Source organism: Amycolatopsis sp. ATCC 39116 (assembly GCF_000231075.2).
Lineage (GTDB): Bacteria > Actinomycetota > Actinomycetes > Mycobacteriales > Pseudonocardiaceae > Amycolatopsis_E > Amycolatopsis_E tucumanensis.
In genome coordinates, this window is the sequence record NZ_AFWY03000008.1 from 68,623 (window position 1) to 92,079 (window position 23,457).

The following is a 23,457-nucleotide window of genomic DNA, read 5'->3' on the forward strand; positions in this document are numbered from 1 at the left end:
GACGTTCCTCCGTGGTCGTTGAAGTTCTGTGAAACGCGTGTTGAGTCAGCGGCGCCAGCGCGGGTGCGCGCCGATCTCGTCGTGGATCCGCCGGGCCGCGGCAAGCTTCTCCCCCGCCTCCGCCCGCCTGCCGGTCCTGTTGAGCACTGCCGCCCAGGCGTGCAGGGCGTCCGCGCGGTGCCACGGCAGGCCGGCGAACAGCCGCAGCGCGGTCTCGAACGCGGTGTCGTCACCGGTGACCGCCCCGCGGGCGAGCGCGACGGTGCCGGCGCGGCCGCGCCAGTCCTCGCCGCCGGCGAGGATCTCGTCGCAGCCGACGAGGTGCCGGGCGGCTTCACCGGGGTCGGTGACGGCGAGCAGGCGGGCCAGCTCGGCGCGGGCGATCAGCTCGGTCGGCACCTGGGGCCCGGCGACGGCGAGGTCCAGCGCCTGCCGCAGGGCCGCGACGGCGCCGCCGGTGTCGCCGAGGAGGGTGCGGGTGGTGGCCAGCCAGCGGGCGTGGAAGGCGGCGTCGTGCAGGTCGCCTGCCGCTTCGTCGGCGGCCCGCGCCTGTGACCAGGCGTGTTCGGCGTCTTCCCAGTCGCCGTCGAGGAGCAGCAGGAGTCGCCTGCTGACCGCGTCGGCGGGCAGGGGCTCGGCGGCGCGGCGGGCCGCGTCGAGGTCACCGGCCAGCGCCAGTGCGAGGACGAGCTGGTCGGCCACGGCGTCGTGCGGGTAGCCGAGCGTGTCGAACCTGGCCTGGGACAGGCCGCGGCGGCACCAGCGGCGGCCGGCCACGGGGTCGAGCAGGTACTCGGTGGCGGTCAGGGCGGCCATGTTGACCGGGCCCCAGCCGACGTAGGGGTCGCCGAGGTCCTGCACGCGGGCCCACATGTCCTCCTCGATCGCGGCGGCCGCGGCCAGCTCGCCCCGGTTGAAGCGGAACCACGCGGCGGCCCACGAGGCCAGGACGGTGAGGTCGCGCCTGCCCAGCCGGGCCGCCAGGTCGCGGGCCTGATCGGCGGCGGCGCCGAGCGTGGCGGTGCGCAGCCCGTACATGGCGGCCTGGGCCCGGCCGCGGTGCAGGTGGAAGCCCGCGCGGCCGTCGGGCAGGACGCGGCGGGCGGCGGCGAAGTGGTCCAGGGCGCGCGGGATGTCCATGATCGAGTGGTGCGTGCACAGCGCGCCGCCGAGTCGCGCGTGGACGGTCGCGACCGCCTCGTCGTTGCCGCGGTACAGCTCGAGGGCGCGTTCGAGCAGCCGCACCGCTTCGGGGAACCCGGTGCTGGCCCGCAGCCGCAGGATCGCGGTGCGCATCGCCGCGTCAGCGCGGGTGGGCGCGGGCGCACCGGCCTGGTCGAGGATCGCGACCGCGGCCTCGGCGTGGGCGATGGCTTCGTCCCACGCGTACACCCGCTGCGCATCACCAGCGGCGGCCAGGCTCAGCTCGGCCGCGTCGAGCGGGTCGGCGGCCGGTCCCGCGGCGCGCAGGTGCACGGCGGCGGACGCGGTCTCGGCCGGGCGGTCGCGCAGGAGCTGGGCGGCGCGCAGGTGCAGGCGCTGCCGGCGCGGGACGGGCAGGTCGGCGTGCACGGCGTCGCGCAGCAGGTCGTGCGGGAAGGCGTAGGCGACCTGCCACGACCGGCCGGCTTCGACGAGGAACCCGGCGGCCACGGCGGCCTCGAGCGCGTCGATGAGCTGCTCTTCGGGCTGGTCGGCCAGGTGGGCGAGCAGTTCGTACCCGGCCTCCGGGCCGAGGACGGCGGCGCAGCGGACCACGTGCTGCGCGGGTTCGGGCAGGGTGCGCAGCCGGTGCCGGACGACGTCGCGCACACCGGCCGGCACCTGGCCGCGTTGCCAGTCCTCGCGCGTCCGGCGGTCGCGGGCCACTTCGGCGGCGTAGAACGGGTTGCCGCCGGTGGCGCGCCAGAGCCGCGGCACGAACCCGGCGGGCACGTCGCCGGCGACGGCGGTGACCAGTTCGGCGAGTTCGGTTTCGGTGAGCGGGCCGAGGGTGAGGCGGTCGGCGAGGCCTTCGGTGGCGGCGATCAGGTCGAGCAGCGGCGGGTGGTGGCCGCCCGGCGGGTCGCGGAAGCAGACGACCAGCAGCACCCGGGCGGGCAGGTGCTCGACGAGGTGGCGAAGCAGCAGCGAGCTGGCCCGGTCGAGGCGCTCGGCCTCCTCGACCACGAGCGCGACGGGCGCGGTGTCCGCGAGGCGGGTGAGCACCCAGGTGGCGGCCTCGAACAGGGCGTGCCGGTCGTCGGGCCCGGACGTGGTGTCGGCGGGGCGGGACAACAGCGGGGTGAGGCGGGCGCGCAGGGCGGGCGGGGCGAGGTCGAGGCAGGCGTCGACGTCGGCGCTGGCGCGGAAGGCCGAGGCGATCGGGTGGTACGGCAGCATGGCCGCGGGGTCACAACGCCCGACGAGGACGTGCGCGTCGGCGGCGGCTTCGTGCGCGAACTCGGCGACGAGCCGCGTCTTGCCCACGCCGCCCTCGCCGGAGACGAGCGCGACGCGGCGGCCGCCGCCGCGGACGTCGTGCCACAAGGCGCGCAGGTGGGTCAGTTCGGCGGTGCGGCCGGCCATCGGGACGCGCCGCACGACGGTGAACAGGGCGTCCGGTGGTGGCTGGACGCGTGGCGCCGGGGTGCCGGTGGGCGCGACCAGGCGGGGAGCGGGCAGCAGTGCCGGGTCGTGGCGGAGGATGCTGGTTTCCAGGCCGGCCAGCGCGGGGCCGGGGTCGAGGCCCAGTTCGTCGGCGAGGCGCCGCCGGGCGCGGGCGGCCACGTCGAGGGCGTCGACCTGCCGCCCGGTCCGGTAGAGGGCGAGCATCAGCTGCCCGGTGAGGCGTTCGCGGTACGGGTGGGCGTCGACCAGGCGTTCCAGCTCGGGAACGGCCTCGGCGTGCCGGCCGAGGGCGAGGTCGGCCTCGATGCGGCTTTCGGTGGCGACCAGGCGGAGTTCGTCCAGGCGGGCGGTCTCGGCCTCGGCGAACAGCGGCGCGTGGAGGTCTTCGAGCACCGGGCCGCGCCACAGGCCGAGCGCCTGTCGCAGCACGGTGGCGGCCCGGGGCGCGTCGCCGAGGCCGAGTGCTTCCCGCCCGAGCCCGACGAGCTGTTCGAAGCGCGCCGCGTCGAGCTGGGCGGGGTCGGCGAGCAGGCCGTACCCGGAGCGGCGGGTGGCCAGCGCGCCGGACGCCCCGGCTTCGGCGAGGCGGCGGCGCAGGTGCGACACGTGGGTGCGGAGGGTGACCTCGGCGCCGGCCGGTGGCGCCGCGCCCCACAGCGCCTCGGCGAGCCGGCCCGGCGCCACGAACTGGTTGAGGTTGAGCAGCAGAACGGCCAGCAGCTCCCGCTGTTTCGGCCCGCCGAGCGCGAGGGACTCGCCACCGGCGACGACGTCGAGCGGCCCGAGGATCCCGAACCGCAGGACCGCCGGTGAGGAGGTGTCACCGGAGGTGGCCGCCGCGCTGGTTCGGGGCGTCATCAGAGCAAACTACGTCGCGGCACGGTGAACCGGGAGTGCCGCGGCTAGGTTGAGGTGATGCTGGACGGTCTGCGGGCGGCCGCGTTCACCTACGGCGAGGTGGGACGCACCCGGGGCGAGCTGCCCGCGGGGTACCACCACCTGCGGCGGCGGGCGGTGATCGGCCGGGGACGCGACCGGTTCGAGGAAGCGGCCGTGGCACTTCTCGCGTGGGGCGTCCAGCACAGGGCCGGGCTGCGGGTCCAGGCCTCCGGCGAAACCGTGGCCGAAGGTGCTGTCGCGCTGGTCCACCTGGGGGTCGGGCCAGTGCGGATCGCCGCCCCGGTCCGCGTGGTGTACGTGGTCGACGAGAGCGCGCGGCGGGGTTTCGCCTACGGCACGCTGCCGGGCCATCCCGTGGCGGGCGAGGAAGCGTTCGTCGTGGACCTCGCGCTCGACGGGACCGTCACGTTCACGGTCACCGCGTTCTCCCGGCCGGCGTCCCTGCTCGCGCGGCTGGCCGGACCGGCAGGACGCGCCGCGCAGAGCTGGATGACCAGGCGGTACCTCCGCGCGCTCGGTGGCTGAGTCCTCAGACGTCTGCGGTGCTACCGTGCGCGCATGACGGAGCTGCGCCGTGGACCGGTCGTGCCCCAGGTGGCGAGCCTGCTGCGGCAGCGGATCCAGCGCGGCGACTGGCGCCCCGGCGACCGGCTGCCCAACGAGGTTCAGCTCGCCGCCGAGTTCGGCGTCGGGCGGTCCTCGGTGCGGGAGGCGGTCCGCCTGCTCGCGCAGGACGGGATCCTCGACGTGCGGCACGGCTCCGGCACCTTCGTCGCCGCCGGGACGGCCGACACCAGCGACGTGCGCCGGCTGGTGCGGCGCGCCCGGGCGCTGGAGGTGTACGAGGTGCGCCGCGCGCTGGAGGTCGAGGCGGCGCGGCTCGCGGCGCAGCGGGTCCGGCCGGAGGACATCGAGCGCCTGCGCGCGGACCTGCGCAAACGGCAGGACGAACGCGGCGGCGACCCGGCGGTGTTCGTCGATGCCGACCTCGCCTTCCACCGCGCCGTGGTGGAGCTGTCCGGCAACGCGCTCCTGCTGAGCCTGTTCACGGCCGCCGAGCCGGTGCTGCGGGAGATCCTCACCGACCTGGTCCGCCACGAGACGCAGCTGCCGGACTCCTCCGCCGCCCACGCCGACCTCCTGGACGCGCTCGAACGTGGCGACCCCGACGCGGCGGTCGCGGCCACGGTCGCCAACCTGGAACCGGTGCTGCGTGGCCTCCGGACCGCCGTGTCCTAAGCCCGGCGGGCCACGATCGCCGTCGCGTCGAGCTCCTCGGAGGTCACCACGCGCGCGGCCAGCCCGGCGCTGGCCGCGGCACGGGTCAGCAACGGCGCTTGCTGCTCACTCGTTTCGATCAGCAAGTGCCCGCCGGGGGCGAGCCACTCCGGCGCGCCCGCCACGACCCGGCGCGCGATGTCCAGCCCGTCCGCGCCGCCGTCGAGGGCGAGCTGCGGTTCGTGCAGACGGGCTTCCGGCGGCATCAGCGCGACCGCGTCGGTGGGCACGTACGGCACGTTGACCACCAGCAAGTCCACGCGCCCGCGCAGCCCATCGGGCAACGCCTCGTACAGATCGCCCTCGTGGACATCGCCCGGCACGTTGCGGCGCGCGCACCGCACCGCCGCCGGGTCGAGGTCGGCGGCGTGCAGCTCGGCGAGGTCGAGCTCCACGGCCAGCGCGGCGCCCAGCGCGCCGGAACCACAGCACAGATCCACCGCCACCGGATGCGGCGGGGCCAGCCGCACCGCCTCCTCGACGAGCAGTTCGGTGCGGCGCCGGGGCACGAACACGCCCGGCTCGACGTGGATGCGCAGGCCGCGGAACCCGGCCCAGCCGAGGACCTGTTCGAGCGGCTCGCCGGCCACCCGCCGGGCGGTCAGCGCGTCCAGCTCGGCCGGGCCGGACGCGGCCTCCAGCAGCAGACGGGCCTCATCCTCGGCGAACACACACCCCGCCGCCCGCAGACGGCTCACGAGAACGGTTTCGACATCGACGGACACGAAAAGCGCCTTTCAGGGAAACGGGCGCCCGCGACTCACTCGTCGCCGGAGGGGAGCACCCGGGTTGCTGGAACGGAAACGGGTCTCACCTCCTCGGTCGGTCGTGTGATCACCGTACCGCGCCGCCTCAGCGGTGGTGCACGGAGGCGACGCGGTACAGCACCGGCTCGAACGAGCCGATCTGCGCGGCCGCGCGCATGTGCTCCTGGCACTCCGGGTTGGCGAGCATCGCGCGGAACGCCTCCTCGCTCTCCCACTGCGCGTAGTTGGCGACGTGGGTGCCGTCGAGGCTGGCGTGGATGTTGGCCGCGATGAACCCCGGCTGGTGCCGCATGACCTGTTCGGTCGCCTGGTCGAGCACGTCGATGAGCTCCTGCTGCCGCTCGGGCGCCACGGTGAACTGGTTGATCAGCGTGGTGACCCCGGCGGCGGCGTCGATGGTGGAGACGGGCATGGCTTCCTCCTCATGTCAGGACCCTTACATCATGTGTAAGGTACCTGACATGAGTCAAGGGGACGTCACCGCCCGGCCCGGTTACCTCGTCAAGCGGGTCCAGCAGCTGTTCCGCCAGGCCGGCGACGAGCGCCTGCGCGCGGCCGGGCTGTCGATGGCCCAGTACGCGGTGCTGCGCCAGCTGGCCGACCATCCGGAGGTCTCCTCCGCCGAGCTCGCGCGGCTGTGCTTCGTCACCCGGCAGTCCCTCGGCGAGGTGCTCGCCGGGCTGCGCCGCGCCGGCCTGGTCACCGTGGGCGAAGGCGCCTCCGGCCGGGTGCGCCCTGTGCGCCTGAGCGACACCGGCCGCGCCCGGCTGGCCGACGCCGAGGCGGCGGTCGCCGACGTCGAGGACCGGATGCTCGCCGGGCTCGGCGGCGGCGACCGGCGGCGGCTTGCCGAGCTGCTGGCCCGCTGCGCGGACAACCTCACTCCGGGCGGCGGATCTCCGGCCGGTCGATGATCCGCAGCCAGGTGCCGTCCGGCTGCCGCCGCGCCACCTGCACCCGTCCCCCGGTGTTGTCGGCGGGCCGGGTCGAGCACAGCGCCAGGTCGCCGTAGTAGACCGTCGGCATCGGCTCCTCGATCTGGAACTCGCCGCCCTGCTCCACCAGCCGCTCCAGCACCTCGCGGATCGCGTCGCGGCCCACCGTCTGCGAGCCCGGCGGGAACGCCAGCACCGCGTCCTCGGCGTACAGCTCGGACAGCGCTTTCGCGTCCCGGGCGTTGGCCCGCTCCACGAACATCACGGCGAGGTCTTCGGGTGTCCTGGCCTTGTCGATCACGTGTCGCTCCTTTCCTCTGACCCCAGCCTGTCCCCGCGAGAGTCAGAAGTCCAAGAGCTGGTAGGTCTCGCCACTAGAATCAACGCTTATGGAACTGCGTCAGCTCGAGTACTTCGTGACGGTCGCCGAGGAGGGCAACTTCACCCGCGCCGCCGAACGCGTGCACGTCGCCCAGCCCGGCGTGTCGGCGCAGGTCAGGCGGCTGGAGCGGGAGCTGGGGCACGAGCTGCTGGACCGGTCCGGGCGCACGGTCCGGCTCACCGAGGTGGGCGCCGCGGTCCTCCCCTACGCCCGCGCGGCCCTGGCCGCCGTCGCCGGGGCGCGGCTGGTCGCCGACGAGTTCCGCGGCCTCGTCCGGGGCAAGGTCGCCTTCGGCATGGTCACCTCGCACAGCTTCGACGTGCCCGGGCTGCTGGCGAGCTTCCACGAGGAACACCCCGGCGTGGAGATCACCCTCGTCGAAGGCCGCTCCGGCGAGCTCGCCGCGGACATCCGCGACGGCCGCCTCGACGCGGCGATCATCAGCCTCGCCACGGACGAACGCCCACCCGGCCTGGACGTCCTCGTCCTCACCGACCAGGCCATCACCGCCGCCGTCAGCCTGGACGACGAGTGGGCCGGGCGCGCCGAGGTCCCCCTCGCGGACCTGCGGGAGCGGCCGCTCATCAGCCTGCCCGCAGGCACCGGCCTGCGCGCCCGGCTCGACGAGGCCTGCGCGGCGCGCGGCATCACCCCGCGGATCGGGTTCGAGGCCGGTCACCCCACGGTCCTGGCCGACCTCGCCGCCCGCGGCCTGGGCGTGGCGATCCTGCCGGACTCGGTCGCCACCACACGCCCCGACCTGCACCCGATCCCGATCACCGACCCGCCGCTGCGAGGCTGCCTCGCCCTCGCGTGGCGCGCGGCCGGCCCGGCGAGCCCCGCCGCGCGGGTGTTCCTCGACCGCGCCCGCGCGCGGCTATGACGGCGGCACGGTGCGCGCCAGCGGGAACACCGAATCCACGACTTCACCCGGCCAGCGCGGTGACCTGCACACCCATCGACCGTCCCGACTGGACAGCCGCGCTGCCGGCCGCGTGCACGCGCACCAGCATTTCGCCGGGTTGTGGTGCGTCAGGATCCGAAGCCAGAAAAGGATTCGCCCCGGCTGGCTAAGGTGACAAACATGCCCGCCGAACCTTCTCGGTTACGAGCCGACGCCCGCGGCGAGGACGTGCCGGTCGCCGCGATCGCGCGCCGCGCCGGGGTCGGCGTCGCCCCCGATGCGGCGCTGGCCGCGTCCCGGCGCCTGGTCAGCCTGCCGTTGCCGCCCGCGCCGCTCGGTCTTTACGGGGTGTGCGGTGCCCCCTGAACAGCCCGCCTGGCGGCCGTCGGACACCGAGTTGTTCACCACCTACGGCGACGCGTTCGTGCCACGGCGGCGCGAGCAGATCGCCACCGTCTGCGACCTGCTCGACGCCATCCCCGAGCCGCACGTGCTCGACCTGTGCTGCGGCGAGGGCCTGCTGTCCGAGGAGTACCTGCGCCGCGGAACCGCCGGCCGCGTCACCCTGCTCGACGGCTCGCCGGAGATGCTGGACAAGGCCGCCGCCCGGCTCGCGCCGTTCCCCGGCCGGTGGCAGCGGGTGCGGGCGGACATCCACGACCGCGGCTGGCGGCGCGGCCCGTTCGGCGGCGTGATGACCTCGCTCGCGGTGCACCACCTCGACGGCCCCGGCAAGCGCGCGCTCTACCGCGACCTGCACGACATGCTCGTGCCGGGCGGGGTGTTCGTCATGGCCGACCTGGTCGAACCCGTCGGCGCCCGCGCCCGCGAGGTCGCCGCCACGCACTGGGACCGGGCCGTGCGCGACGCGGGCGGCGACGACGCCGCGCAGGCGTTCGAGGGCGCCGAGTGGAACTACCACCGCCTGCCCCGCCCGGACCCGGTGGACACGCCCTCCTCGATCGCCGAGCACCTGACCTGGCTCGCCGACGCCGGGTTCGCCGACGTGGACCTGGTCTGGCTGCACGCCGGGCACGCGATCTTCACCGCCACCCGCCCCTGAAAGGACGACGCATGTTCACCGGCCTGTCCGCCTTCCCGCTCACCCCGGTCACCGGATCCGGCATCGACACCACCGCCTACGCGCGGCTCGTCTCCCGCCTCGCCGAGGCCGGGGTGGACTCGATCGGCGCGCTGGGCTCCACCGGTTCCTACGCCTACCTGACCCGGGAGCAACGCGCCGAAGCGGCCAAGATCGCCGTCGACGCGGCGGCGGGCACCCCGGTGATGGTCGGCATCGGCGCCACGGCCACCAGCCAGGTCCTCGCGCTGGCCGAGGACGCCCAGAACGCTGGCGCGGCCGCCGTGCTGCTCGCCCCGGTCAGCTACCAGCCCCTCACCGACGACGAGGTGTTCGGGCTCTACGAAGACGTCACCCGCGAACTGTCGGTCCCGCTGTGCGTCTACGACAACCCGCGCACCACGCACTTCCAGTTCAGCGACGAACTGCACGGCCGCATCGCCGCGCTGCCGAACGTGGGCTCCATCAAGATCCCCGGCGTGCCCGGCGACGCCAAGGCCAGGGTGGACGCCCTGCGCGCCCGCATCCCGGACACCGTCCGGATCGGCGTCAGCGGCGACGCTGTCGCGGCCACCGGCCTGGCCGCCGGCTGCGACGTCTGGTACTCGGTCCTGGGCGGCCTGTTCCCGGACACCGCGCGGGCGGTCATGCGCGACCCGGGCGAGTCGGAGCGCCTGCGGCCGCTGTGGGACCTGTTCGCCCGCCACGGCAGCATCCGGGTCGTCGCCGCCGCGGCCAGCCACCTCGGGTTGACCGGCGAGCGCGTGCTGCCCCGCCCGCTGCGCGAACTCGACGGTGCCGCTCGCCGCGAGGTGATCGACACCCTGCGGGAACTCAACCTGTAGCCCGCCGCGCCCGCAGCACGGTGTCCCGCGTGTACCGGCCGGGCCGGGCGCGCGGCCGGATCTCGTCGGCCAGCACGGTCCACTCCGGACCGAGGAGCGCCGCGACGTCGGCCGGGTGGTAGTAGTCGGCCGGGTCGAAACCCTCGCGTGCCGTCAGCTCCGCGGGGTCGTGGCTCGCGACCAGCACCGTGCCGCCCGGCGCGACCGCGGCGAGCAGACCGCGCAGCACGCCGGGTTCGGCCTTGCGCAGCGGGACGTAGTGGGCCGACACCAGGTCGAAGCAGCCCGCCGGGGGTGACAGCACCGTCAGGTCCGCGTGCATCCACGCCACGCGTCCGGTGTCGTCGGCCGCGGTCGCGCGCTCCAGCGCCACGCGGGAGACATCGATCGCCGTGACGTGCCAGCCCCGCCGCGCCAGCCACAACGCGTCGGCCCCTTCCCCGCACCCCACGTCCAGCGCCTGCCCCGGCGCCAGATCGGCCACTTCCGTGACCAGCACCTCGTTGGGTTCGCCGCTGAACACCCGCTCGCGGCCCCGGTACATCTCGTCCCAGTCCATGACCGCCACCGTGCCCGGCAACTGGCCGGACTGACAAAGTTCTTTGCGGAATCCGCAAAAGCGGGGGCACAGTGGGGGCATGAGCGACGAGTTCGACGCCGTGCTCGGCGCCGTCGGGCCGCGGCTGCGTGAGCTGCGCCGGCGCCGCGGCACCACCCTGACCGCCCTGTCGCAGGCCACCGGCATCCCGGTCAGCACGCTGTCCCGCCTGGAATCCGGGCAGCGCACCCCCGGCCTGAAACTGCTGCTGCCCCTGGCCAAGGCCTACCAGGTGCCGCTCGACGACCTGGTCGGCGCGCCGGCCACCGGCGACCCGCGGGTCTACCCGCGGCCCAGAACCCACCACGGCATGACCGTCATCCCGCTCACCCGCAAACCCGGCGGACTGCAGGCCGTCAAGCACATCCTGCCCGCCGGGCCGTCCGACCTCGAGCCCGATCCCCGCTCGCACGAGGGCTACCACTGGCTCTACGTCCTCAACGGACGGCTCCGCCTCGTGCTCGGCGAGCAGGACCTGGTCCTGTCCGCCGGCGAGGTCGCCGAGTTCGACACCCACCTGCCGCACTGGTTCGGCAACGCCGACGGCCACCCGGCCGAGTTCCTCAGCATCCTCGGACCGCAGGGCGAGCGCTTCCACATCCGGGCCCGCTACCGGCCTTCCTGACCCTCCGGCGGGTTGCGCCGCACCCGGCGGCTGCGCCACGCGCTCGCCAGCCGGGAGTGCGGCTGCCACTCCAGCCCGTTGGGCAGGTTCCACCCGAACTTCACCGCCGCCAGCCGAAACAGCAGCGCGCCCACGACCCCGGCCACGACACCCACCAGCGGGGCGCCCAGGTAGTGGCAGACGACCATGGTGGCCGCGACGGCCGCCGCGACCGTGCCGTACAGCGCGTTGCCGCCGAACACCGCCGGCACGCGCCGGAGCATGATGTCCCGCAGCGCGCCGCCGCCGACCGCGGTCGTCGTGCCCAGCAGGATCGCCGGCAGCCAGCCCAGCCCGGCGGCCAGCGTCTTCTGGGCCCCGGTGACCGCCCAGAACCCGATCACCGCCGCGTCCAGCGCCGTGAACAGCTTGTCCCACGCGTTCTCGCTGATCGAGATCACGAACGACAGCAGCGCCCCGGCCAGCGCGGTCGGCAGGTAGGCGTAGTCGGTCAGCGCCACCGGGGTGCCGTGCTGCAGCAGCGTGTCCCGGATGACGCCGCCGCCCAGCCCGGACACGCTGCCAACCACGAGGAACCCGAACAGGTCCAGCCGCTCGCTGCGGGCGATCGCGCCGCCGAGGATCGCGCAGGCGAACACGCCCGCCAGATCCAGGTAGCGCGTCACCTGGTTGATCGCTTCGACCGCCGTTCCAGCCACACCGGCACCCTAGTCCGCAGTGGACGGACGATCAGGACACGGCGAGGCACTTCGCGCAGCGCGGCACCTGCTCACCGCCGGGCACGTGCTCGATCGCCGTCCAGATGCGGCGCCGCTCACCGCACCGCGCGATCCGGTACCCCAGGTAGGGCTGCTCGTCGGCGAACAGGTGCGCCCGCCGCTCGTCGGCGAACGGAGCCGGCACGTCCGGCACGAACCACGGCAGCGCCTCGAACAGGCTGAGCTGGTCCTTCGCCTTCACCCTGGCTCCTCGACGCGTCGTGCTCCTTGCCTGGACGGTACCTCCCCGGTCCGACGAAACTTCTAGACCGCATCCCACGTCGCGCCGAACGCCAGCAGCTCGTCGCGGTGCTCCAGCCGCGCGACCCACTCCGGCGGCCAGGCTCCGGCGCCGTGGCAGGCGCCCGCGAACGCACCGGCCAGCGCGGCTATCGAGTCCGAGTCGCCGGAGGTGCAAGCGGCGCGCCGCAGCGCGAGCACCGGGTCGCCGGGAAACAGCAGGAAGCACAACAGCCCGGTAGCCAGGGCCTCCTCGGCGACCCAGCCCTCGCCGGTGGCCAGGCACGGGTCGGTGTCCCGGTCGCCGTCGCGCACCGCCGCGTCCAGGCGATCCAGGGCGGCCAGGCACTCGTCCCAGCCGCGGGCGATGAACTGCTCCGGCGAGGAGTCCCCGGCGCGCGTCCACAGGTCGCCCAGCCACCGCTCGTGGTAGGTCTCGCGGTGCTGGACGGCGTAGTCGCGCAACTCCCCGGGCAGGCCGGCCGGTTCGGCGCCCTCGGCCAGCAGGTGCACAGCGTGCGCGGTGAGATCGGCGGCGGCGAGCCCGGTGGGGTGGCCGTGGGTGAGGCCCGCCTGCAACTGGGCGGCGCCCGCGCGCTGCTTGCTGTCGATCCCGGGCAGCAGGCCCAGTGGCGTGACCCGCATGTTCGCCCCGCAGCCCTTCGAGGTGATCTGACTGGCTTCCGGCCACGGGTGACCGGCCTCCAGCAGGCGGCAGGCCCGCAGGCAGGTGGCGCCGGGGGCGCGGTTGTTGTCGGGCGAGCGCAGCCAGGTGACGAACTCCGCCCGCAACGGCGGCTCGAACCGCTCCGGCTCCAGTTCGCCCTGAATGGCCGCGCGGGCGACGGCCAGCGCCATCTGGGTGTCGTCGGTGATCAGCGCGACGGGGCCGGGCAGGTCCATCTCGCGCCACGGCCCGTGCGCGGCGAGGATCGCCGGCACGCCCTGGAACTCGGTCGGCGCGCCGAGCGCGTCGCCCAGTGCGAGGCCCAGCAGCGAGCCGGTGGCCGGTTGTCTGGTCATGAACGTCGTCCTTCCGTCGGTCGGAGCAGCGGCGGGTGCAGCGTGGCGGCGCCACCGGCCCGGTAGAGCGCGGCGGGCTTGCCGCGCCCGCCGGTGAGCCGGGCGCCGTCGACCGGCGTGACGAACCCCGGGGTGGCGAGCACCTTGCGCCGGAAGTTCGCCGGGTCGAGACCGGTCCCCCACACCGCCTCGTAGACCCGGCGAAGCTCGCCGAGGGTGAACTCGGGCTCGCAGAACTCCGTCGCCAGGCCCGTCCGTTCGAGTTCCCCGCCGATCCGGTCGTGGGCGTCGGCCAGGATGCGGTCGTGGTCGAAGGCGAGCGGCCCCTGCTCACCGAACGGCACCCAGGCGGCCCGTGCCGCGTCACCGCCGCCGGCCGGCTCCGGCGCGCCCGGCACGAGCGCGGCGAAGGCCACCGAGACGACCCGCATCCGCGGATCCCGGTCCGGCTCGCTGTAGGTGCGCAACTGTTCCAGGTGCAGCCCCGCGACCTCGGCGAACCCGGTCTCCTCAGCCAGCTCCCGCCGGGCCGCGGCCTCCGCGGACTCGTCCGGCCGCAGGAACCCGCCCGGCAGCGCCCACCACCCCGCGAACGGCTCCGCACCCCGCTCCACGAGCAGGATCCAGAGCCGCCCCGCGCGCACGGTGAACACCGCGAGGTCGACCGTCACCGCGAAGGGCTCGTACGCGTGCTTGTCGTACATCCACCCCCCCTTATTGGTCTCAGTGACTATAAACCATCCGGGCGCCGGGGCGTGAGGCCGAGCGCGGTGAGGGCACCGAGGCCGGCGGCAGCGGCGATGAACCACCAGGCGCCCGCGAAGCCCGTCGTCGTTCCGGGGTCCGGGGTGTCGAGTGTGCCGAGGACCGCGACCAGGACCGCCACGCCCAGGACGTACCCCAGCTGGCGGCCCGTGTTGACCACCGCGCTGCCGGTCGCGGCCTGGGCCGGCGGCAGGCTCGCCGTCGCGGCGGCCATCAGGCTGGGCAGCGCCAGGCCGATGCCGACGCCGGTCACGATCCATCCCGGCAGGACGTCCGTGGCGAACCGCGCCTGCGCCGAAGCGTTCCAGGCCAGCATCACCGCACCCAAGCAGAACACCAGGTTTCCCACCGCCACCAGCAGGCCGACCGGCATCCGGCGCGCCAGCCGCTGGCCGACCATCGCGAAGATCGGGACCATCAGCGGCCCCGGCAGGATCGCGACACCGGTGGCGATCGCGCTGTAGCCGGCGACGTTCTCCAGCCACAGCACGACGCTGGGGAACAACGCCCCGAACGCCGTGCAGAACACCACGGCCGTGACGTTCGCCCACACGAAGGCCGGCACCCGGAACAGTCCCGGCTCCACGACCGGCGCCGGGTGCCGCAGCACCCGCACCACCAGCAGCGCGATGCCCGCCACCGCGACGCCGAACGCAACCAGGGCCGCCACGCTGACCCAGCCCCACTCGCCGCCCTTCACCAGACCGAGCGCGAGCGCCCCGATCGCGACCGCGAGCACCACGGCGCCGAGCACGTCGGGCAGCCGGGTGACCGACTCGTCCCGGGACTCCGGCACCAGGCGCACCGCCGCGGCGAACGCCACCACACCGACCGGCACGTTGATCAGGAACACCCAGTTCCACGACAGCTCGACCAGCGCCCCGCCCACGACCGGGCCGAGCGCGGCGGCGAACGAGCTGGTGGTGGCCCACACCTTCACCGCACCCGCGCGCCGCTCGGGCGGCAGGGCGGTCAGCAGCAGGCCCAGACTGGCCGGGGTCAGCGCGGCGGCGCCGGCGGCCTGCAGCACCCGGAACGCGACCAGCCACCACAGCCCGGGCGCCATCGCGCAGCCCACGCTGGCGAGGGTGAACACGGTCAGCCCGACGAGGAAACCCGCCTTGCGGCCGTGCCGGTCCGCCAGCCGCCCGGCCGGGATCAGCAGCGCCGCGTAGACGATCGTGTAGGCGTTGAGCACCCAGCTCAGGTCCGCCAGCGAGGAGCCGGCGAAGCTCGCGCCGATGTCGGTGAACGCGACGTTGACCACGAAGACGTCCAGCATCGCCATGAACGCCGCCAGGCACAGCACGACCACGATCGCGGTGTCCCGCTGCCGTGTCCCGGTCACCAGTGTTGCTTCTGACATGAAGATCTCCGCTTCCCCAGGCTGACTACACCTTTGTGTAGCCAGCGGCTGACTATACATGGGTGTAGTCAGCGAGGGGTAGCATCGGTGCCATGCCCGCCGTGATGGAAGGTCCGCTCGCGGATCTCAGCTCGTGGAAGACCGACCACTGCTCGCTGGTCAAGGCCCTGGAGATCGTCGGCACGAAGTCGGCGCTGCTCATCCTGCGGGAGGCCTTCTACGGCACCACCCGGTTCACCGCCTTCGCCGAGCGGATCGGCATCACCGAGACGGCCGCGGCCCGGCAGCTGCGGAACCTCACCGAAGCCGGACTGCTCGACAAGCAGCCCTACCGCGACGCGGGCGGCCGCACCCGCGACGAGTACGTGCTCACCGAAATGGGCCGCGACCTGCTGCCGGTGGTGATCGGCCTGATGCAGTGGGCGGACAAGCACCTGCAGGACGGCGGGCCGCCGCTGCTGTACGTCGACCACGAAACCGGAGCCCCGGTGAAGGCCGGCCTCCACACCGACGACGGGCAGCCGGTCGAACTGGAGGAACTGGGGGTCCGCCTCAACCCGGCGTGGCGCCGGCCGCGCTCGGACAGCTGATCAACCACGCTGCCCGGTTGAGACCCCCGCCTGGCGGTGCCGGTAGCGACGTGGGCAACCGGGTCCGCCGGGTCGGCCAGTGCACGGCCGCCACGGTCAGGCCATGGGGCGGCGCCGCCGCCGGCGGCTCCTGCGGAGTGGTGGCGGGAGGGGCGCGGGGCGTGGCGCCGCTAACTGGAGGCGGCCGGGGTGGTGTCGGCGAGCAGGGTGCGCAACCGGGCAGGCAGGTTCACCCCGGGGTCGGCCAGTGCGCCGGCCGCCGCGATCAGGTCATGGGCGGTGCCGCTGCCGCCCGGCTCCCGCGGAGCGGTGTCGGGACCGGTGAGCAGCGGGGCGTAGCGCCGCTAGCCGGAAGCAGTCGGGGCGGTCTCGGCCAGCAGGGTGCGCAACCGGACAAGTAAATCCCCCTCGGGGTCGGCCAGTGCGGTCAGCACGCCCTCCCGCAGGGTGGACAGTCGCGCCGCGGTGGCATCGGCCGTGCGGATCGCCGTCGTGGCGGTGGTGCGTGCTTCGGTGGCTGCTGTTTCGGCTCGGGCGGCCGCCGTGGCCAGCTCGGCGGCGCGTTCGCGGGCGGCATTCAGCGCTGCCTCGTGCTGTTCGCGCAGCGCGGTGATCCGCTCGTCGTGCTCGGCCTGCCAGCGCTCGCGGTCCTCGCGGTGCTTCGCGCGCTCCTCGGACAGCGTCCGGTCGTGGCGGGCGCGGAGCTGTTCGATGTCCTCGTGGTGCTGCGTCGCCAGGTCGCGCAGATCGGTTTCGAGTTGCCGTGCCCGGGCGTGGGCCGCTTCGGCTTCGCTGGCCCGGGCGGCCGCCGCGGCGGTGAGTTCCTCGATGCGGGCCGCCGCGGTCTCGGCCGCCTGGCGGTGCTCGGTTTCGAGCTGGTCCAGCCGCTCCCGCAGCTGGCGGATCTCGCCCTCGGCGGTGAGCCGGTCAGCGATCGCGCGCTGGGCCTGACCCCGGTCGGCCGCGGCGCGCTCCTCGGCTTCCGCCGCGCGCTTGCCGGCGGCCTCCGCCCGGTCGGCTGCTTCCGCGGCCGCCGCCTCGGCCTCGACGGCGCGCTGCTCGGCGGCGTCCGCCCTGGCCTCGGCGTCGGCGCGCGCGGCTTCGGCTTCCGTGACCCGCTCCCGCGCCTCGGCGATCTCGGCGTCGAGCCGCCCGTCCAGCGCGGCGAGGGTCTGCTGCAACGGCGTGATCTCCGCCAGCGCCCGGCTCACGTCCCGGCCGACGGCGGCCACGTCCAGCCCCGGCATCGCCGGCCCGTAGGCGGCGTACGCGATCTGGTCGGCCTCGTCCAGCCGCGCGCACGTCACCTCCCGGCCGCGCTCGTCCACCGCCCACACCGTCGTGCAGTACTCCCCCGGCCGCCCACCCCGCGGCCCCGGCTGCTTCCGCGGGTGCCGGCGGCAGTACCGGCACAGCGCCGGATCGGACACGGTCTCCCGGCTTCCCGTGGCGTCCCTGCGAGGCGGTGGTGGGGGTGTTTCCTGCATAACCGCAGGTTATCAGTTCGAGTTTGATAACTCTAACCTAGGGTTAGGGTAACGAAACTACAAGGCAAGCACTACCGCGATAATCACGGTTATCGCGGAGGCCAGGCAGACAGAGGAAGGGGCATGAAAAGCCGCGATCGTCACTGTGACGAAACGACCCGGGCTCAGGAGTAGGCCGCAGACCGCGGCTCCGAAGCCTCCGACCGGTGGTCCGATACCTCGCGAGCATCAGGAGAACCTGAGGCAGAATCCAGGACGTGACCGGCGACGACACCATCGAACTGGCGCCGTTCGCGCCGCGGCCGCTGCCCGCCCGCGCGCCGGCTCCCGACGTGCTGCGGGCCTGGCTCGACGAGGCGGTCGCCGAACTGCCCGCGCTGCCCGGGAAGCTGACGGACCGGCACGGGCCGCGGGCGATCACCCACGCGTGGCTGCTGGCGATGAAGAGCCACCAGACCCGCCGTTCCTACTGGCGCGGTCTCGGGTTGTGGCTGTCCTACTGCGACTGGCACCGCGTCGACCCGCTGGCCGCCCGCCTCGCCGACGTGCGGGACTGGATCGCCCTGCTCGACCCCGGCAGCCCGGTCACCCACAACGCCCGACTGGCCGCCGTCAGCTCGTGGTACACCGAGCTGATCGACAACCGCGTCCACGACGACAACCCGGCGCGGCTGGTCCCCCGCCACAAGCGCGACCAGGAGTCCCAGACCCGAGCCCTCACCTACGAGGAACTCCTCGCCCTCCTCGGTCACGCCCGGGACCGCGCCGCGCAGCTCGGCACCGAAGCCGCGCTGCGCAACCTCGCCATCCTGGAGATCATGGCCACCACCGCGGTGCGGTCCGGCGCGATCCTGCACGCCCGCTGCGGCCCGGACGGCGACCTGGGTGTCGACCACGGCCACCGGATCCTGCGCTACGTCAACAAGGGCGGGCACCGCAAGACCGCCGACATCCTCGGCCGCGCCGACACCGCCCTCGGCGACTACCTGGCCGCCCGCGCCGCGCGCGAAGGCAAGCCGGTCGCCGAGCTGTCCGGCTGGCTGTTCGCCACCCGCACCGGCACACCCCTGACCTCCCGCGACCTCGGCAACCTCCTGCGGGAGACCGCGCGCGGCGCCGGTCTGGACCAACCTGACGACGTCGTCCCGCACTCGCTGCGGCACACCGTCCTGACCCTCGGCTACGAGAAGGGCGTCTCGGTCGAGGACCTGGCCGACCTCGCCGGCCACGAAAGCGTTGCCACCACACTGATCTACGTGCGCCGCAGCCGACGCCGCCAGACCACGCAGATGCTCGCCGACCTCACCGGCGGAACCACGACTGAGACATCGGAACCCGCCGAACAGCGCCACCTCCGGCTGGTGCGCGACGCGTGACTTGACACCGTGCCCGTGGCGTGACTGACTACCCCCCGTGCACAACTCAGTTCTGAGCGGGTTCTCCTACCTCGAATGTCCGCGCTGGCACGAGGACCGCATCTGGTTCGCCGACTTCTACACCCACCTCGTGCAGTCCAGCCTCGAGGACGGCAGCGATCTGCGGGTGGAGGCCGAGGTGCCCGGTCAGCCCTCCGGGCTCGGCTGGCTGCCCGACGGCCGGCTGCTGGTCGTCTCGATGCGCGACGCCCGCCTGCTGCGCCGCGAGCCCGACGGCACCCTGGTCACCCACGCCGACCTGTCGGCCCACGTGACCGGGCACCCCAACGACATGGTCGTCGACGCCCAGGGGCGCGCCTACGTCGGCAACTTCGGGTTCGACCTGATGAACGGCGCCCCGGTGGCGCCGGCGAACCTGCTGCGCGTCGACCCGGACGGCAGCGTCACCGTCGTCGCCGAGGACCTGTGGTTCCCCAACGGCAGCGTCATCACCGACGACGGCGTGCTGCTGGTCGACGAGACCTTCGGCAACCGGGTGACCGCCTTCGACATCGCCGCCGACGGGTCGCTGACCAACCGCCGCGTGTGGGCCAAGTTCGGCGAGCCGCTCACCGAGCGCGAGTTCGAGAAAGCGCTTCCCCAGCTCGCCGTCGCGCCGGACGGCTGCTGCCTCGACGCCGAAGGCGCCCTGTGGGTGGCCGACGGCATCGGCGGCAGGCTGCTGCGCGTCCGCGAGGGCGGCGAGATCGCCGACGAGATCCGGCCGGGCACCGGGGTGTTCGCCTGCATGCTGGGCGGCGCCGACGGCCGCACGCTGTTCGCGTGCGCGGCACCGGACTTCAACGAGCACGCCCGCAAGGACGCGCGGGAAGCGAGCCTGCTCGCCTTCCGCGTCGAGGTCCCGCACGCCGGGCGCCCCTGAGGGCGTCGTGGTCCGGCGTCCGCACGGGGATCGCGGGCGCCGGACCGATCCTCCGTGGCCGCCGTCCGGCCCCGGCCGGGGACTGGGGCGTGTTTCGGAAGTGGCCTGCGCGGCGGTGCGGGTAGCGGCCCCGCCCGCCGGCCCGACCACCAGGTCGGCGCTACCGCGCCAGAAACTCCCACCCGGCATCTACCGCCAACCTCGACGGACGCGCTCCGCGCGGCTCTGCCCGTTCAAACCCGCGGCGGAGGCCCACTGTAAGCGGCTCCGCCGCTGCGGAAACAGCGCCTAACCCCAGACGGCCCTGACCTCCGCGGCCACCCGCGCCGCCTGGTCGTACCCGGCGCGCGCGGCCGCGTCGCGGACCGACGGGTCCAGCAGGTTCGGCCCGATCGCCTCGGCCGCCGGCGCGTCCGGGGCGAGCACCAGCACCGCCGCGCCGTCCCGCCGCAGCGCCGCCACCTGCTCGTCCAGGTCGGTGTTGCCGGGCACCTCGGTCACCCGCAGCACCAGCACCCGGTCGCAGCCGGCGGCGAGGTCGGCGTTCTCCATCGACCGCACCCCGCCGTCGATGTAGCGGCGGCCGCCGATCGTGACCGGCGGCCAGGTGCCCGGCACCGCGCAGCTGGCCGCGACCGCGTCCACCAGCGACACCCCGGACTCCGCGGTGAACACCCGGTCGTCGCCGGTCGCCGCGTCCACCGCCACGATCTGCAGGGCCGCCGCGGGCCAGTCGTGGACCGGCAGCCGCGCCTCGATCACCTTCAGCCGGTCGGCCTCCGGCACGGTCCGCGCCGCCAGGGCCAGGTCACCGATCCGCCGCCGCGCGTCCTTCGCGTCGGTCGCGCCGCTCACCGCCGCGCCGAACATCTCCGCGATCGTCTCGGCGTCGACGTCGGCCGGGATCTCCGGCGACTGCAGCGCCGGATCCACCTGCCGCCGGAACAGCTCGGCCAGCGCGGTGCCGCTGGTGATCTGCGCCGCCACCGTCGATCCGGCGGAGGTGCCGACGAACCGGTCCGCGCCGAGAACGTCCACTCCGGACTCCGACAAACCGTGCAACAGACCGGTTTGCCACGCGATTCCGGCCACACCGCCACCACCGAGCACGAGCGCACGCGTCATGCGCCGATCCTAGGCCCCCGCGTGGCTCCGGCGAGAGCGCCGTTGACGAGGAGCAGCCAGGTCCCGCACACGCAGCGGCGGTAGTCGACGCGCCCTGCCGACACCGGGTGGCTCGACCCGGCGCGGAGCAGTTCGGACAGCGGCCACTGGCAGCGGGGGCAACGTTCGTCGGTCATGACCCCAGCGTGCTGTAATGGGTCAGTGCACTTCAACCCTTACGGCGGACCGGCCGCGCAGGTCGCGGCCGGCCTGGTCAACATGCCGGACGCCGCCGCGCCCGAGCTGCTGCGGATGATGCGCGAGGCGGGCATGTCGCTGACCCGGCTCACCGAAGCCGAAGCGGCCCAGGCGCGGGCGTGGGGCCGCCGGATCCGCGCGGTGTTCGCCGAACCCGATGCCGACCGGCGGATCGACCTGGTCAACGAGCTGCTGGCGGAAACCGCGTGCCGTCCGTTCGTCTCCCGCCACGACGGCTTGCCCGCGCACCTGCACTACGCCGGCGAGGACGACACCCTGACCCGCCGGATCCGGGCCTTCACCGCGGGCGGGCTGGCCCACCTGCTGTGCGAGGACCCTGGGCGGATCGGCGCCTGCGCCCGCGAGGGCTGCGACTTCGTCTTCGTCGACACCTCCCGCAACGGCCGCCGCCGGTTCTGCTCCACCCGCTGCGCGACCCGCGTCCACGTCGCCGAACACCGGGCCCGAGCCATGTAGGTGCCGCCCGTCACACCGCGCCATGTCACGAACGGGCCGGCACCTCCCATCTCGTGGTCGTCAACAGCCGACGAGGAGGCGACAACGATGACCACCCACAAGGTTCTGGTGCTGGGCGCGGGGTACGCGGGGACGGCCGCGGCGATCCAGCTCGCGGCACGCACGAAGGGCCGCGACGACGTCGAAGTGACCCTGGTGAACGCGCACGAGATGTTCACCGAGCGGCTGCGGCTGCACCTGACCGCCACCGGGCAACAGGTCGCGGAGCTGAGCATCCCGGAACTGCTGGACGGCACGGGCGCGCGGTTCGTGCGCGGCTGGGTCACCGCGCTCGACCCGGGCACCAGGACCGTGCGCGTCGACGACGACCGGGTGCTGCGCTACGACACGCTGGTGTACGCCCTCGGCGGCGTGGCCGACACCGTCACCGTGCCGGGCGTCGAGGAGCACGCGCACACCCTGAACAGCCCGGAGGACGCCGAAGTGCTGGCCGGCCTGCTGGCGCGCCTGGAGCAGGGCACGGTCGTGGTCGCGGGCAACGGGCTCACCGGCGTCGAATCGGCCGCCGAGATCGCCGAGCAGCACCCGCGGCTGCGGGTCGTCCTGCTGGGGCGGGGCGAGCCGGGCGCGACGATGAACCGCAAGGCCCGGGCCCACCTCCACGCCGCACTCGAGCGGCTGGGCGTCGAGGTGCGCACCGGCGTGGAGGCGACCAAAGTGCTCCCGGACGCCGTCGAACTGGCCGGCGGCGAGACGATTCCCGCCGACGCCGTCCTGTGGACCAGCGGCACCCGCGCCGCGCCGCTCGCGGCCGCCGCCGGGCTGGGCGTCGACGACCGCGGCCGTGTGATCACCGACGCGACCCTGCGCTCGGTCTCGCACCCGGACGTGCACGCGGTCGGCGACGCGGCCGCGATCAGCCAGGGCTACGGCGTCCTGCACGGCACCTGCCAGAGCGGGATGCCGACCGGCGTTCACGCCGCGGTCTCGATCCTGCGCGCCCTGGCTGGCAAGGAACCGAAACCGTTCCGCTTCGGCTACTACCACACCCCGGTCAGCCTCGGCCGCCACGACGCCGTCGTGCAGTTCACCCACCCCGACGACAGCCCGCGGCGGATCTGCCTCACCGGCAGGCTCGCGGCCCGGTACAAAGAAACCGTGACCGCCTCGCCCTGGCCGACCTACCTGCGCATGAAGAAGATGCCCGCTTCGGGCGCGTTCTGGCCCCGCGGCGGCCGCTTCACCCGGGGCGCCCGATGACCGAGGCGTTCCACCAGCACCGCAACCTGCTGTTCGCGGTGGCCTACCGGGTCCTCGGCAGCGCCGCCGACGCCGAGGACGTCGTGCAGGACGCGTGGATCAAATGGTCCGCCGCGGACCGCTCCCAGGTCGCCGACCCGAAGGCCTACCTGGCGCGGATCGTGTCCAACCTGGCGCTGGAACGGCTGCGGTCGGCCCGGCACCAGCGGGAGACCTACGTCGGGCCGTGGCTGCCGGAGCCGATCCTCACCACCGCCGACAGCGCGGACGCGGTCACCGGCGCGGATTCGGTGTCCACGGCGATGCTGGTGGTGCTGGAGACGCTGAGCCCGCTGGAACGCGCGGTGTTCGTCCTCAAGGACGTGTTCGGGTTCAGCCACGCCGAGATCGCCGAGGCGGTGGAGCGGTCGGAACCGGCGGTGCGGCAGGCCGCGCACCGGGCGCGCGAGCACGTGCGGGCCCGCCGCCCGCGGTTCCCGGCCGACCGCGCGAAGCAGCGCGCGGTCACCGAGCGGTTCCTCGCCGCCGCGACCGGCGGTGACGTCAACACCCTGATGGAACTGCTGTCCCCGGACGTCACGCTGTGGACCGACGGCGGCGGCAAGGTCCGCCAGGCCCTGCGCCCGGTGACCGGCGCGGAGACGGTGGCGGGCTGGTTCGCCGCCATCGGCACCGTCACCTACCAGGGTGTCGCGCCCGCGGACGTGGTCACGGAACTGACCGAGATCAACGGCGGCCCCGGGCTCGTCTTCCGCGGCCCGGACCGCGTGCTGGCCACGGTCACCTTCGACTTCGACGCCGAAGGCCGCATCACCACACTGCACAACGTGGCCAACCCGGACAAACTCGGCGCGGTCGCGGCCGGCACGGTGCACGGTCTCGGGCCGTCCGGGACGGTCGCCTAAA

The 23,457-nt window shown here is 74.3% G+C and carries 27 protein-coding genes; 14 read left to right on the forward strand and 13 right to left on the reverse strand.

Going from position 1 to position 23,457, the window contains the following annotated elements; genetic code table 11:
* Positions 1-45: 45 nt before the first annotated feature.
* On the reverse strand, positions 46-3,468 hold the full coding sequence (locus AMY39116_RS0311940) for a BTAD domain-containing putative transcriptional regulator (RefSeq protein ID WP_020417891.1): 3,423 nt from the start codon (positions 3,466-3,468) through the stop codon (positions 46-48).
* Between the two features lie 57 nt (positions 3,469-3,525).
* Here AMY39116_RS0311940 and AMY39116_RS0311945 point away from each other — a divergent pair, with 57 nt between their 5' ends.
* Positions 3,526-4,035 (forward strand): DUF1990 family protein, encoded by a 510-nt coding sequence (locus tag AMY39116_RS0311945; protein ID WP_020417892.1) that lies wholly within the window; start codon positions 3,526-3,528, stop codon positions 4,033-4,035.
* 33 nt (positions 4,036-4,068) lie between these two features.
* Positions 4,069-4,749, forward strand: a complete 681-nt coding sequence (locus AMY39116_RS0311950) for a FadR/GntR family transcriptional regulator (protein WP_020417893.1) — start codon at positions 4,069-4,071, stop codon at positions 4,747-4,749.
* Here AMY39116_RS0311950 and AMY39116_RS0311955 read toward each other — a convergent pair.
* Complete coding sequence (locus tag AMY39116_RS0311955; protein ID WP_020417894.1) at positions 4,746-5,513, reverse strand: putative protein N(5)-glutamine methyltransferase; 768 nt, start codon at positions 5,511-5,513, stop codon at positions 4,746-4,748. The two genes, AMY39116_RS0311950 and AMY39116_RS0311955, sit on opposite strands and share 4 nt — an antisense overlap.
* A gap of 127 nt (positions 5,514-5,640) precedes the next feature.
* A complete protein-coding gene (locus tag AMY39116_RS0311960) occupies positions 5,641-5,967 on the reverse strand; it encodes an antibiotic biosynthesis monooxygenase (protein WP_020417895.1) in 327 nt (108 codons plus the stop codon).
* Between the two features lie 49 nt (positions 5,968-6,016).
* Between AMY39116_RS0311960 and AMY39116_RS0311965 the strand changes: the two genes are divergently transcribed.
* Positions 6,017-6,469 carry a MarR family winged helix-turn-helix transcriptional regulator gene (locus tag AMY39116_RS0311965; protein ID WP_020417896.1) on the forward strand — a complete coding sequence of 151 codons (453 nt, stop codon included), beginning with the start codon at positions 6,017-6,019 and terminating at the stop codon, positions 6,467-6,469.
* On the opposite strand, the gene AMY39116_RS0311970 is transcribed toward AMY39116_RS0311965, so the two are convergent.
* Positions 6,435-6,791 carry a nuclear transport factor 2 family protein gene (locus tag AMY39116_RS0311970; RefSeq protein WP_020417897.1) on the reverse strand — a complete coding sequence of 119 codons (357 nt, stop codon included), beginning with the start codon at positions 6,789-6,791 and terminating at the stop codon, positions 6,435-6,437. The two genes, AMY39116_RS0311965 and AMY39116_RS0311970, sit on opposite strands and share 35 nt — an antisense overlap.
* An 88-nt stretch (positions 6,792-6,879) precedes the next feature.
* Here AMY39116_RS0311970 and AMY39116_RS0311975 point away from each other — a divergent pair, with 88 nt between their 5' ends.
* From AMY39116_RS0311975 to AMY39116_RS0311995, 4 genes are all read left to right on the forward strand, one after another.
* Entirely contained in the window at positions 6,880-7,755 is an 876-nt protein-coding gene (locus AMY39116_RS0311975) for a LysR family transcriptional regulator (RefSeq protein ID WP_020417898.1), read from the forward strand.
* Between the two features lie 201 nt (positions 7,756-7,956).
* On the forward strand, positions 7,957-8,142 hold the full coding sequence (locus AMY39116_RS46045) for a hypothetical protein (RefSeq protein ID WP_157358524.1): 186 nt from the start codon (positions 7,957-7,959) through the stop codon (positions 8,140-8,142).
* A complete protein-coding gene (locus AMY39116_RS0311990; protein ID WP_020417900.1) occupies positions 8,132-8,839 on the forward strand; it encodes a class I SAM-dependent methyltransferase in 708 nt (235 codons plus the stop codon). The genes AMY39116_RS46045 and AMY39116_RS0311990 overlap by 11 nt, the downstream gene beginning before the upstream one ends.
* 11 nt (positions 8,840-8,850) lie before the next feature.
* The gene (locus AMY39116_RS0311995) at positions 8,851-9,702 is read left to right on the forward strand and encodes a dihydrodipicolinate synthase family protein (RefSeq protein WP_020417901.1); all 852 of its coding nucleotides are present in this window, start codon (positions 8,851-8,853) and stop codon (positions 9,700-9,702) included.
* On the opposite strand, the gene AMY39116_RS0312000 is transcribed toward AMY39116_RS0311995, so the two are convergent.
* Positions 9,692-10,261, reverse strand: coding sequence for a bifunctional 2-polyprenyl-6-hydroxyphenol methylase/3-demethylubiquinol 3-O-methyltransferase UbiG (locus AMY39116_RS0312000; protein ID WP_027935843.1), 570 nt, complete (start codon positions 10,259-10,261; stop codon positions 9,692-9,694). The two genes, AMY39116_RS0311995 and AMY39116_RS0312000, sit on opposite strands and share 11 nt — an antisense overlap.
* Positions 10,262-10,340: 79 nt before the next feature.
* Between AMY39116_RS0312000 and AMY39116_RS0312005 the strand changes: the two genes are divergently transcribed.
* Positions 10,341-10,925: a helix-turn-helix domain-containing protein gene (locus AMY39116_RS0312005; protein WP_020417903.1), complete on the forward strand. Its 585-nt coding sequence runs from the start codon at positions 10,341-10,343 to the stop codon at positions 10,923-10,925.
* Here the strand turns inward: AMY39116_RS0312005 and AMY39116_RS0312010 are convergent.
* The 5 genes from AMY39116_RS0312010 to AMY39116_RS0312030 all read right to left on the reverse strand — a co-directional run bounded on the left by AMY39116_RS0312010 (position 10,910) and on the right by AMY39116_RS0312030 (position 15,077).
* A complete protein-coding gene (locus tag AMY39116_RS0312010) occupies positions 10,910-11,623 on the reverse strand; it encodes a trimeric intracellular cation channel family protein (protein ID WP_020417904.1) in 714 nt (237 codons plus the stop codon). The genes AMY39116_RS0312005 and AMY39116_RS0312010 overlap by 16 nt on opposite strands.
* A 31-nt stretch (positions 11,624-11,654) precedes the next feature.
* A complete protein-coding gene (locus AMY39116_RS0312015; RefSeq protein ID WP_020417905.1) occupies positions 11,655-11,885 on the reverse strand; it encodes a hypothetical protein in 231 nt (76 codons plus the stop codon).
* Between the two features lie 62 nt (positions 11,886-11,947).
* Positions 11,948-12,946, reverse strand: coding sequence for an ADP-ribosylglycohydrolase family protein (locus tag AMY39116_RS0312020; protein WP_020417906.1), 999 nt, complete (start codon positions 12,944-12,946; stop codon positions 11,948-11,950).
* Complete coding sequence (locus AMY39116_RS0312025; RefSeq protein WP_020417907.1) at positions 12,943-13,650, reverse strand: NUDIX domain-containing protein; 708 nt, start codon at positions 13,648-13,650, stop codon at positions 12,943-12,945. The genes AMY39116_RS0312020 and AMY39116_RS0312025 overlap by 4 nt, the downstream gene beginning before the upstream one ends.
* A gap of 26 nt (positions 13,651-13,676) precedes the next feature.
* Positions 13,677-15,077 (reverse strand): DHA2 family efflux MFS transporter permease subunit, encoded by a 1,401-nt coding sequence (locus tag AMY39116_RS0312030; protein WP_039791438.1) that lies wholly within the window; start codon positions 15,075-15,077, stop codon positions 13,677-13,679.
* 92 nt (positions 15,078-15,169) lie between these two features.
* Here AMY39116_RS0312030 and AMY39116_RS0312035 point away from each other — a divergent pair, with 92 nt between their 5' ends.
* Positions 15,170-15,667 (forward strand): helix-turn-helix domain-containing protein, encoded by a 498-nt coding sequence (locus tag AMY39116_RS0312035; RefSeq protein WP_020417909.1) that lies wholly within the window; start codon positions 15,170-15,172, stop codon positions 15,665-15,667.
* Between the two features lie 344 nt (positions 15,668-16,011).
* Here the strand turns inward: AMY39116_RS0312035 and AMY39116_RS0312040 are convergent, their stop codons facing one another.
* Positions 16,012-17,154, reverse strand: a complete 1,143-nt coding sequence (locus AMY39116_RS0312040; RefSeq protein ID WP_235716109.1) for a hypothetical protein — start codon at positions 17,152-17,154, stop codon at positions 16,012-16,014.
* Positions 17,155-17,411: 257 nt separating this feature from the next.
* Between AMY39116_RS0312040 and AMY39116_RS0312045 the strand changes: the two genes are divergently transcribed.
* Together AMY39116_RS0312045 and AMY39116_RS0312050 are read left to right on the forward strand one after the other, a co-directional pair.
* Positions 17,412-18,530 (forward strand): tyrosine-type recombinase/integrase, encoded by a 1,119-nt coding sequence (locus AMY39116_RS0312045; RefSeq protein WP_020417911.1) that lies wholly within the window; start codon positions 17,412-17,414, stop codon positions 18,528-18,530.
* Positions 18,531-18,567: 37 nt separating this feature from the next.
* The gene (locus AMY39116_RS0312050; RefSeq protein WP_020417912.1) at positions 18,568-19,452 is read left to right on the forward strand and encodes an SMP-30/gluconolactonase/LRE family protein; all 885 of its coding nucleotides are present in this window, start codon (positions 18,568-18,570) and stop codon (positions 19,450-19,452) included.
* A gap of 288 nt (positions 19,453-19,740) precedes the next feature.
* On the opposite strand, the gene AMY39116_RS0312055 is transcribed toward AMY39116_RS0312050, so the two are convergent.
* Together AMY39116_RS0312055 and AMY39116_RS45395 are read right to left on the reverse strand one after the other, a co-directional pair.
* Positions 19,741-20,577, reverse strand: a complete 837-nt coding sequence (locus AMY39116_RS0312055; protein WP_020417913.1) for a patatin-like phospholipase family protein — start codon at positions 20,575-20,577, stop codon at positions 19,741-19,743.
* Positions 20,574-20,753 carry a hypothetical protein gene (locus AMY39116_RS45395; RefSeq protein ID WP_084506088.1) on the reverse strand — a complete coding sequence of 60 codons (180 nt, stop codon included), beginning with the start codon at positions 20,751-20,753 and terminating at the stop codon, positions 20,574-20,576. The genes AMY39116_RS0312055 and AMY39116_RS45395 overlap by 4 nt, the downstream gene beginning before the upstream one ends.
* A gap of 25 nt (positions 20,754-20,778) precedes the next feature.
* On the opposite strand from AMY39116_RS45395, the gene AMY39116_RS0312060 reads away from it, so the two are divergent.
* The 3 genes from AMY39116_RS0312060 to AMY39116_RS0312070 all read left to right on the forward strand — a co-directional run bounded on the left by AMY39116_RS0312060 (position 20,779) and on the right by AMY39116_RS0312070 (position 23,456).
* Positions 20,779-21,291, forward strand: a complete 513-nt coding sequence (locus AMY39116_RS0312060; RefSeq protein ID WP_020417914.1) for a CGNR zinc finger domain-containing protein — start codon at positions 20,779-20,781, stop codon at positions 21,289-21,291.
* 87 nt (positions 21,292-21,378) lie between these two features.
* Positions 21,379-22,551, forward strand: coding sequence for an NAD(P)/FAD-dependent oxidoreductase (locus AMY39116_RS0312065; RefSeq protein WP_020417915.1), 1,173 nt, complete (start codon positions 21,379-21,381; stop codon positions 22,549-22,551).
* Positions 22,548-23,456: an RNA polymerase sigma-70 factor gene (locus tag AMY39116_RS0312070; protein WP_020417916.1), complete on the forward strand. Its 909-nt coding sequence runs from the start codon at positions 22,548-22,550 to the stop codon at positions 23,454-23,456. Before AMY39116_RS0312065 ends, AMY39116_RS0312070 begins: the two co-directional genes overlap by 4 nt.
* Position 23,457 lies beyond the last annotated feature (1 nt).

What these genes read in the sequence shown, in the direction of transcription:
- AMY39116_RS0311940 (WP_020417891.1), bottom strand. Translation starts at nt 3,468, where the DNA reads ATGACGCCCCGAACCAGCGCGGCGGCCACCTCCGGTGACACCTCCTCA.
- AMY39116_RS0311945 (WP_020417892.1), top strand. Translation starts at nt 3,526, where the DNA reads ATGCTGGACGGTCTGCGGGCGGCCGCGTTCACCTACGGCGAGGTGGGA.
- AMY39116_RS0311950 (WP_020417893.1), top strand. Translation starts at nt 4,069, where the DNA reads ATGACGGAGCTGCGCCGTGGACCGGTCGTGCCCCAGGTGGCGAGCCTG.
- AMY39116_RS0311960 (WP_020417895.1), bottom strand. Translation starts at nt 5,967, where the DNA reads ATGCCCGTCTCCACCATCGACGCCGCCGCCGGGGTCACCACGCTGATC.
- AMY39116_RS0311965 (WP_020417896.1), top strand. Translation starts at nt 6,017, where the DNA reads ATGAGTCAAGGGGACGTCACCGCCCGGCCCGGTTACCTCGTCAAGCGG.
- AMY39116_RS0311975 (WP_020417898.1), top strand. Translation starts at nt 6,880, where the DNA reads ATGGAACTGCGTCAGCTCGAGTACTTCGTGACGGTCGCCGAGGAGGGC.
- AMY39116_RS46045 (WP_157358524.1), top strand. Translation starts at nt 7,957, where the DNA reads ATGCCCGCCGAACCTTCTCGGTTACGAGCCGACGCCCGCGGCGAGGAC.
- AMY39116_RS0311995 (WP_020417901.1), top strand. Translation starts at nt 8,851, where the DNA reads ATGTTCACCGGCCTGTCCGCCTTCCCGCTCACCCCGGTCACCGGATCC.
- AMY39116_RS0312000 (WP_027935843.1), bottom strand. Translation starts at nt 10,261, where the DNA reads ATGGACTGGGACGAGATGTACCGGGGCCGCGAGCGGGTGTTCAGCGGC.
- AMY39116_RS0312005 (WP_020417903.1), top strand. Translation starts at nt 10,341, where the DNA reads ATGAGCGACGAGTTCGACGCCGTGCTCGGCGCCGTCGGGCCGCGGCTG.
- AMY39116_RS0312020 (WP_020417906.1), bottom strand. Translation starts at nt 12,946, where the DNA reads ATGACCAGACAACCGGCCACCGGCTCGCTGCTGGGCCTCGCACTGGGC.
- AMY39116_RS0312025 (WP_020417907.1), bottom strand. Translation starts at nt 13,650, where the DNA reads ATGTACGACAAGCACGCGTACGAGCCCTTCGCGGTGACGGTCGACCTC.
- AMY39116_RS0312030 (WP_039791438.1), bottom strand. Translation starts at nt 15,077, where the DNA reads ATGTCAGAAGCAACACTGGTGACCGGGACACGGCAGCGGGACACCGCG.
- AMY39116_RS0312035 (WP_020417909.1), top strand. Translation starts at nt 15,170, where the DNA reads ATGCCCGCCGTGATGGAAGGTCCGCTCGCGGATCTCAGCTCGTGGAAG.
- AMY39116_RS0312040 (WP_235716109.1), bottom strand. Translation starts at nt 17,154, where the DNA reads ATGCAGGAAACACCCCCACCACCGCCTCGCAGGGACGCCACGGGAAGC.
- AMY39116_RS0312055 (WP_020417913.1), bottom strand. Translation starts at nt 20,577, where the DNA reads ATGACGCGTGCGCTCGTGCTCGGTGGTGGCGGTGTGGCCGGAATCGCG.
- AMY39116_RS45395 (WP_084506088.1), bottom strand. Translation starts at nt 20,753, where the DNA reads ATGACCGACGAACGTTGCCCCCGCTGCCAGTGGCCGCTGTCCGAACTG.
- AMY39116_RS0312065 (WP_020417915.1), top strand. Translation starts at nt 21,379, where the DNA reads ATGACCACCCACAAGGTTCTGGTGCTGGGCGCGGGGTACGCGGGGACG.
- AMY39116_RS0312070 (WP_020417916.1), top strand. Translation starts at nt 22,548, where the DNA reads ATGACCGAGGCGTTCCACCAGCACCGCAACCTGCTGTTCGCGGTGGCC.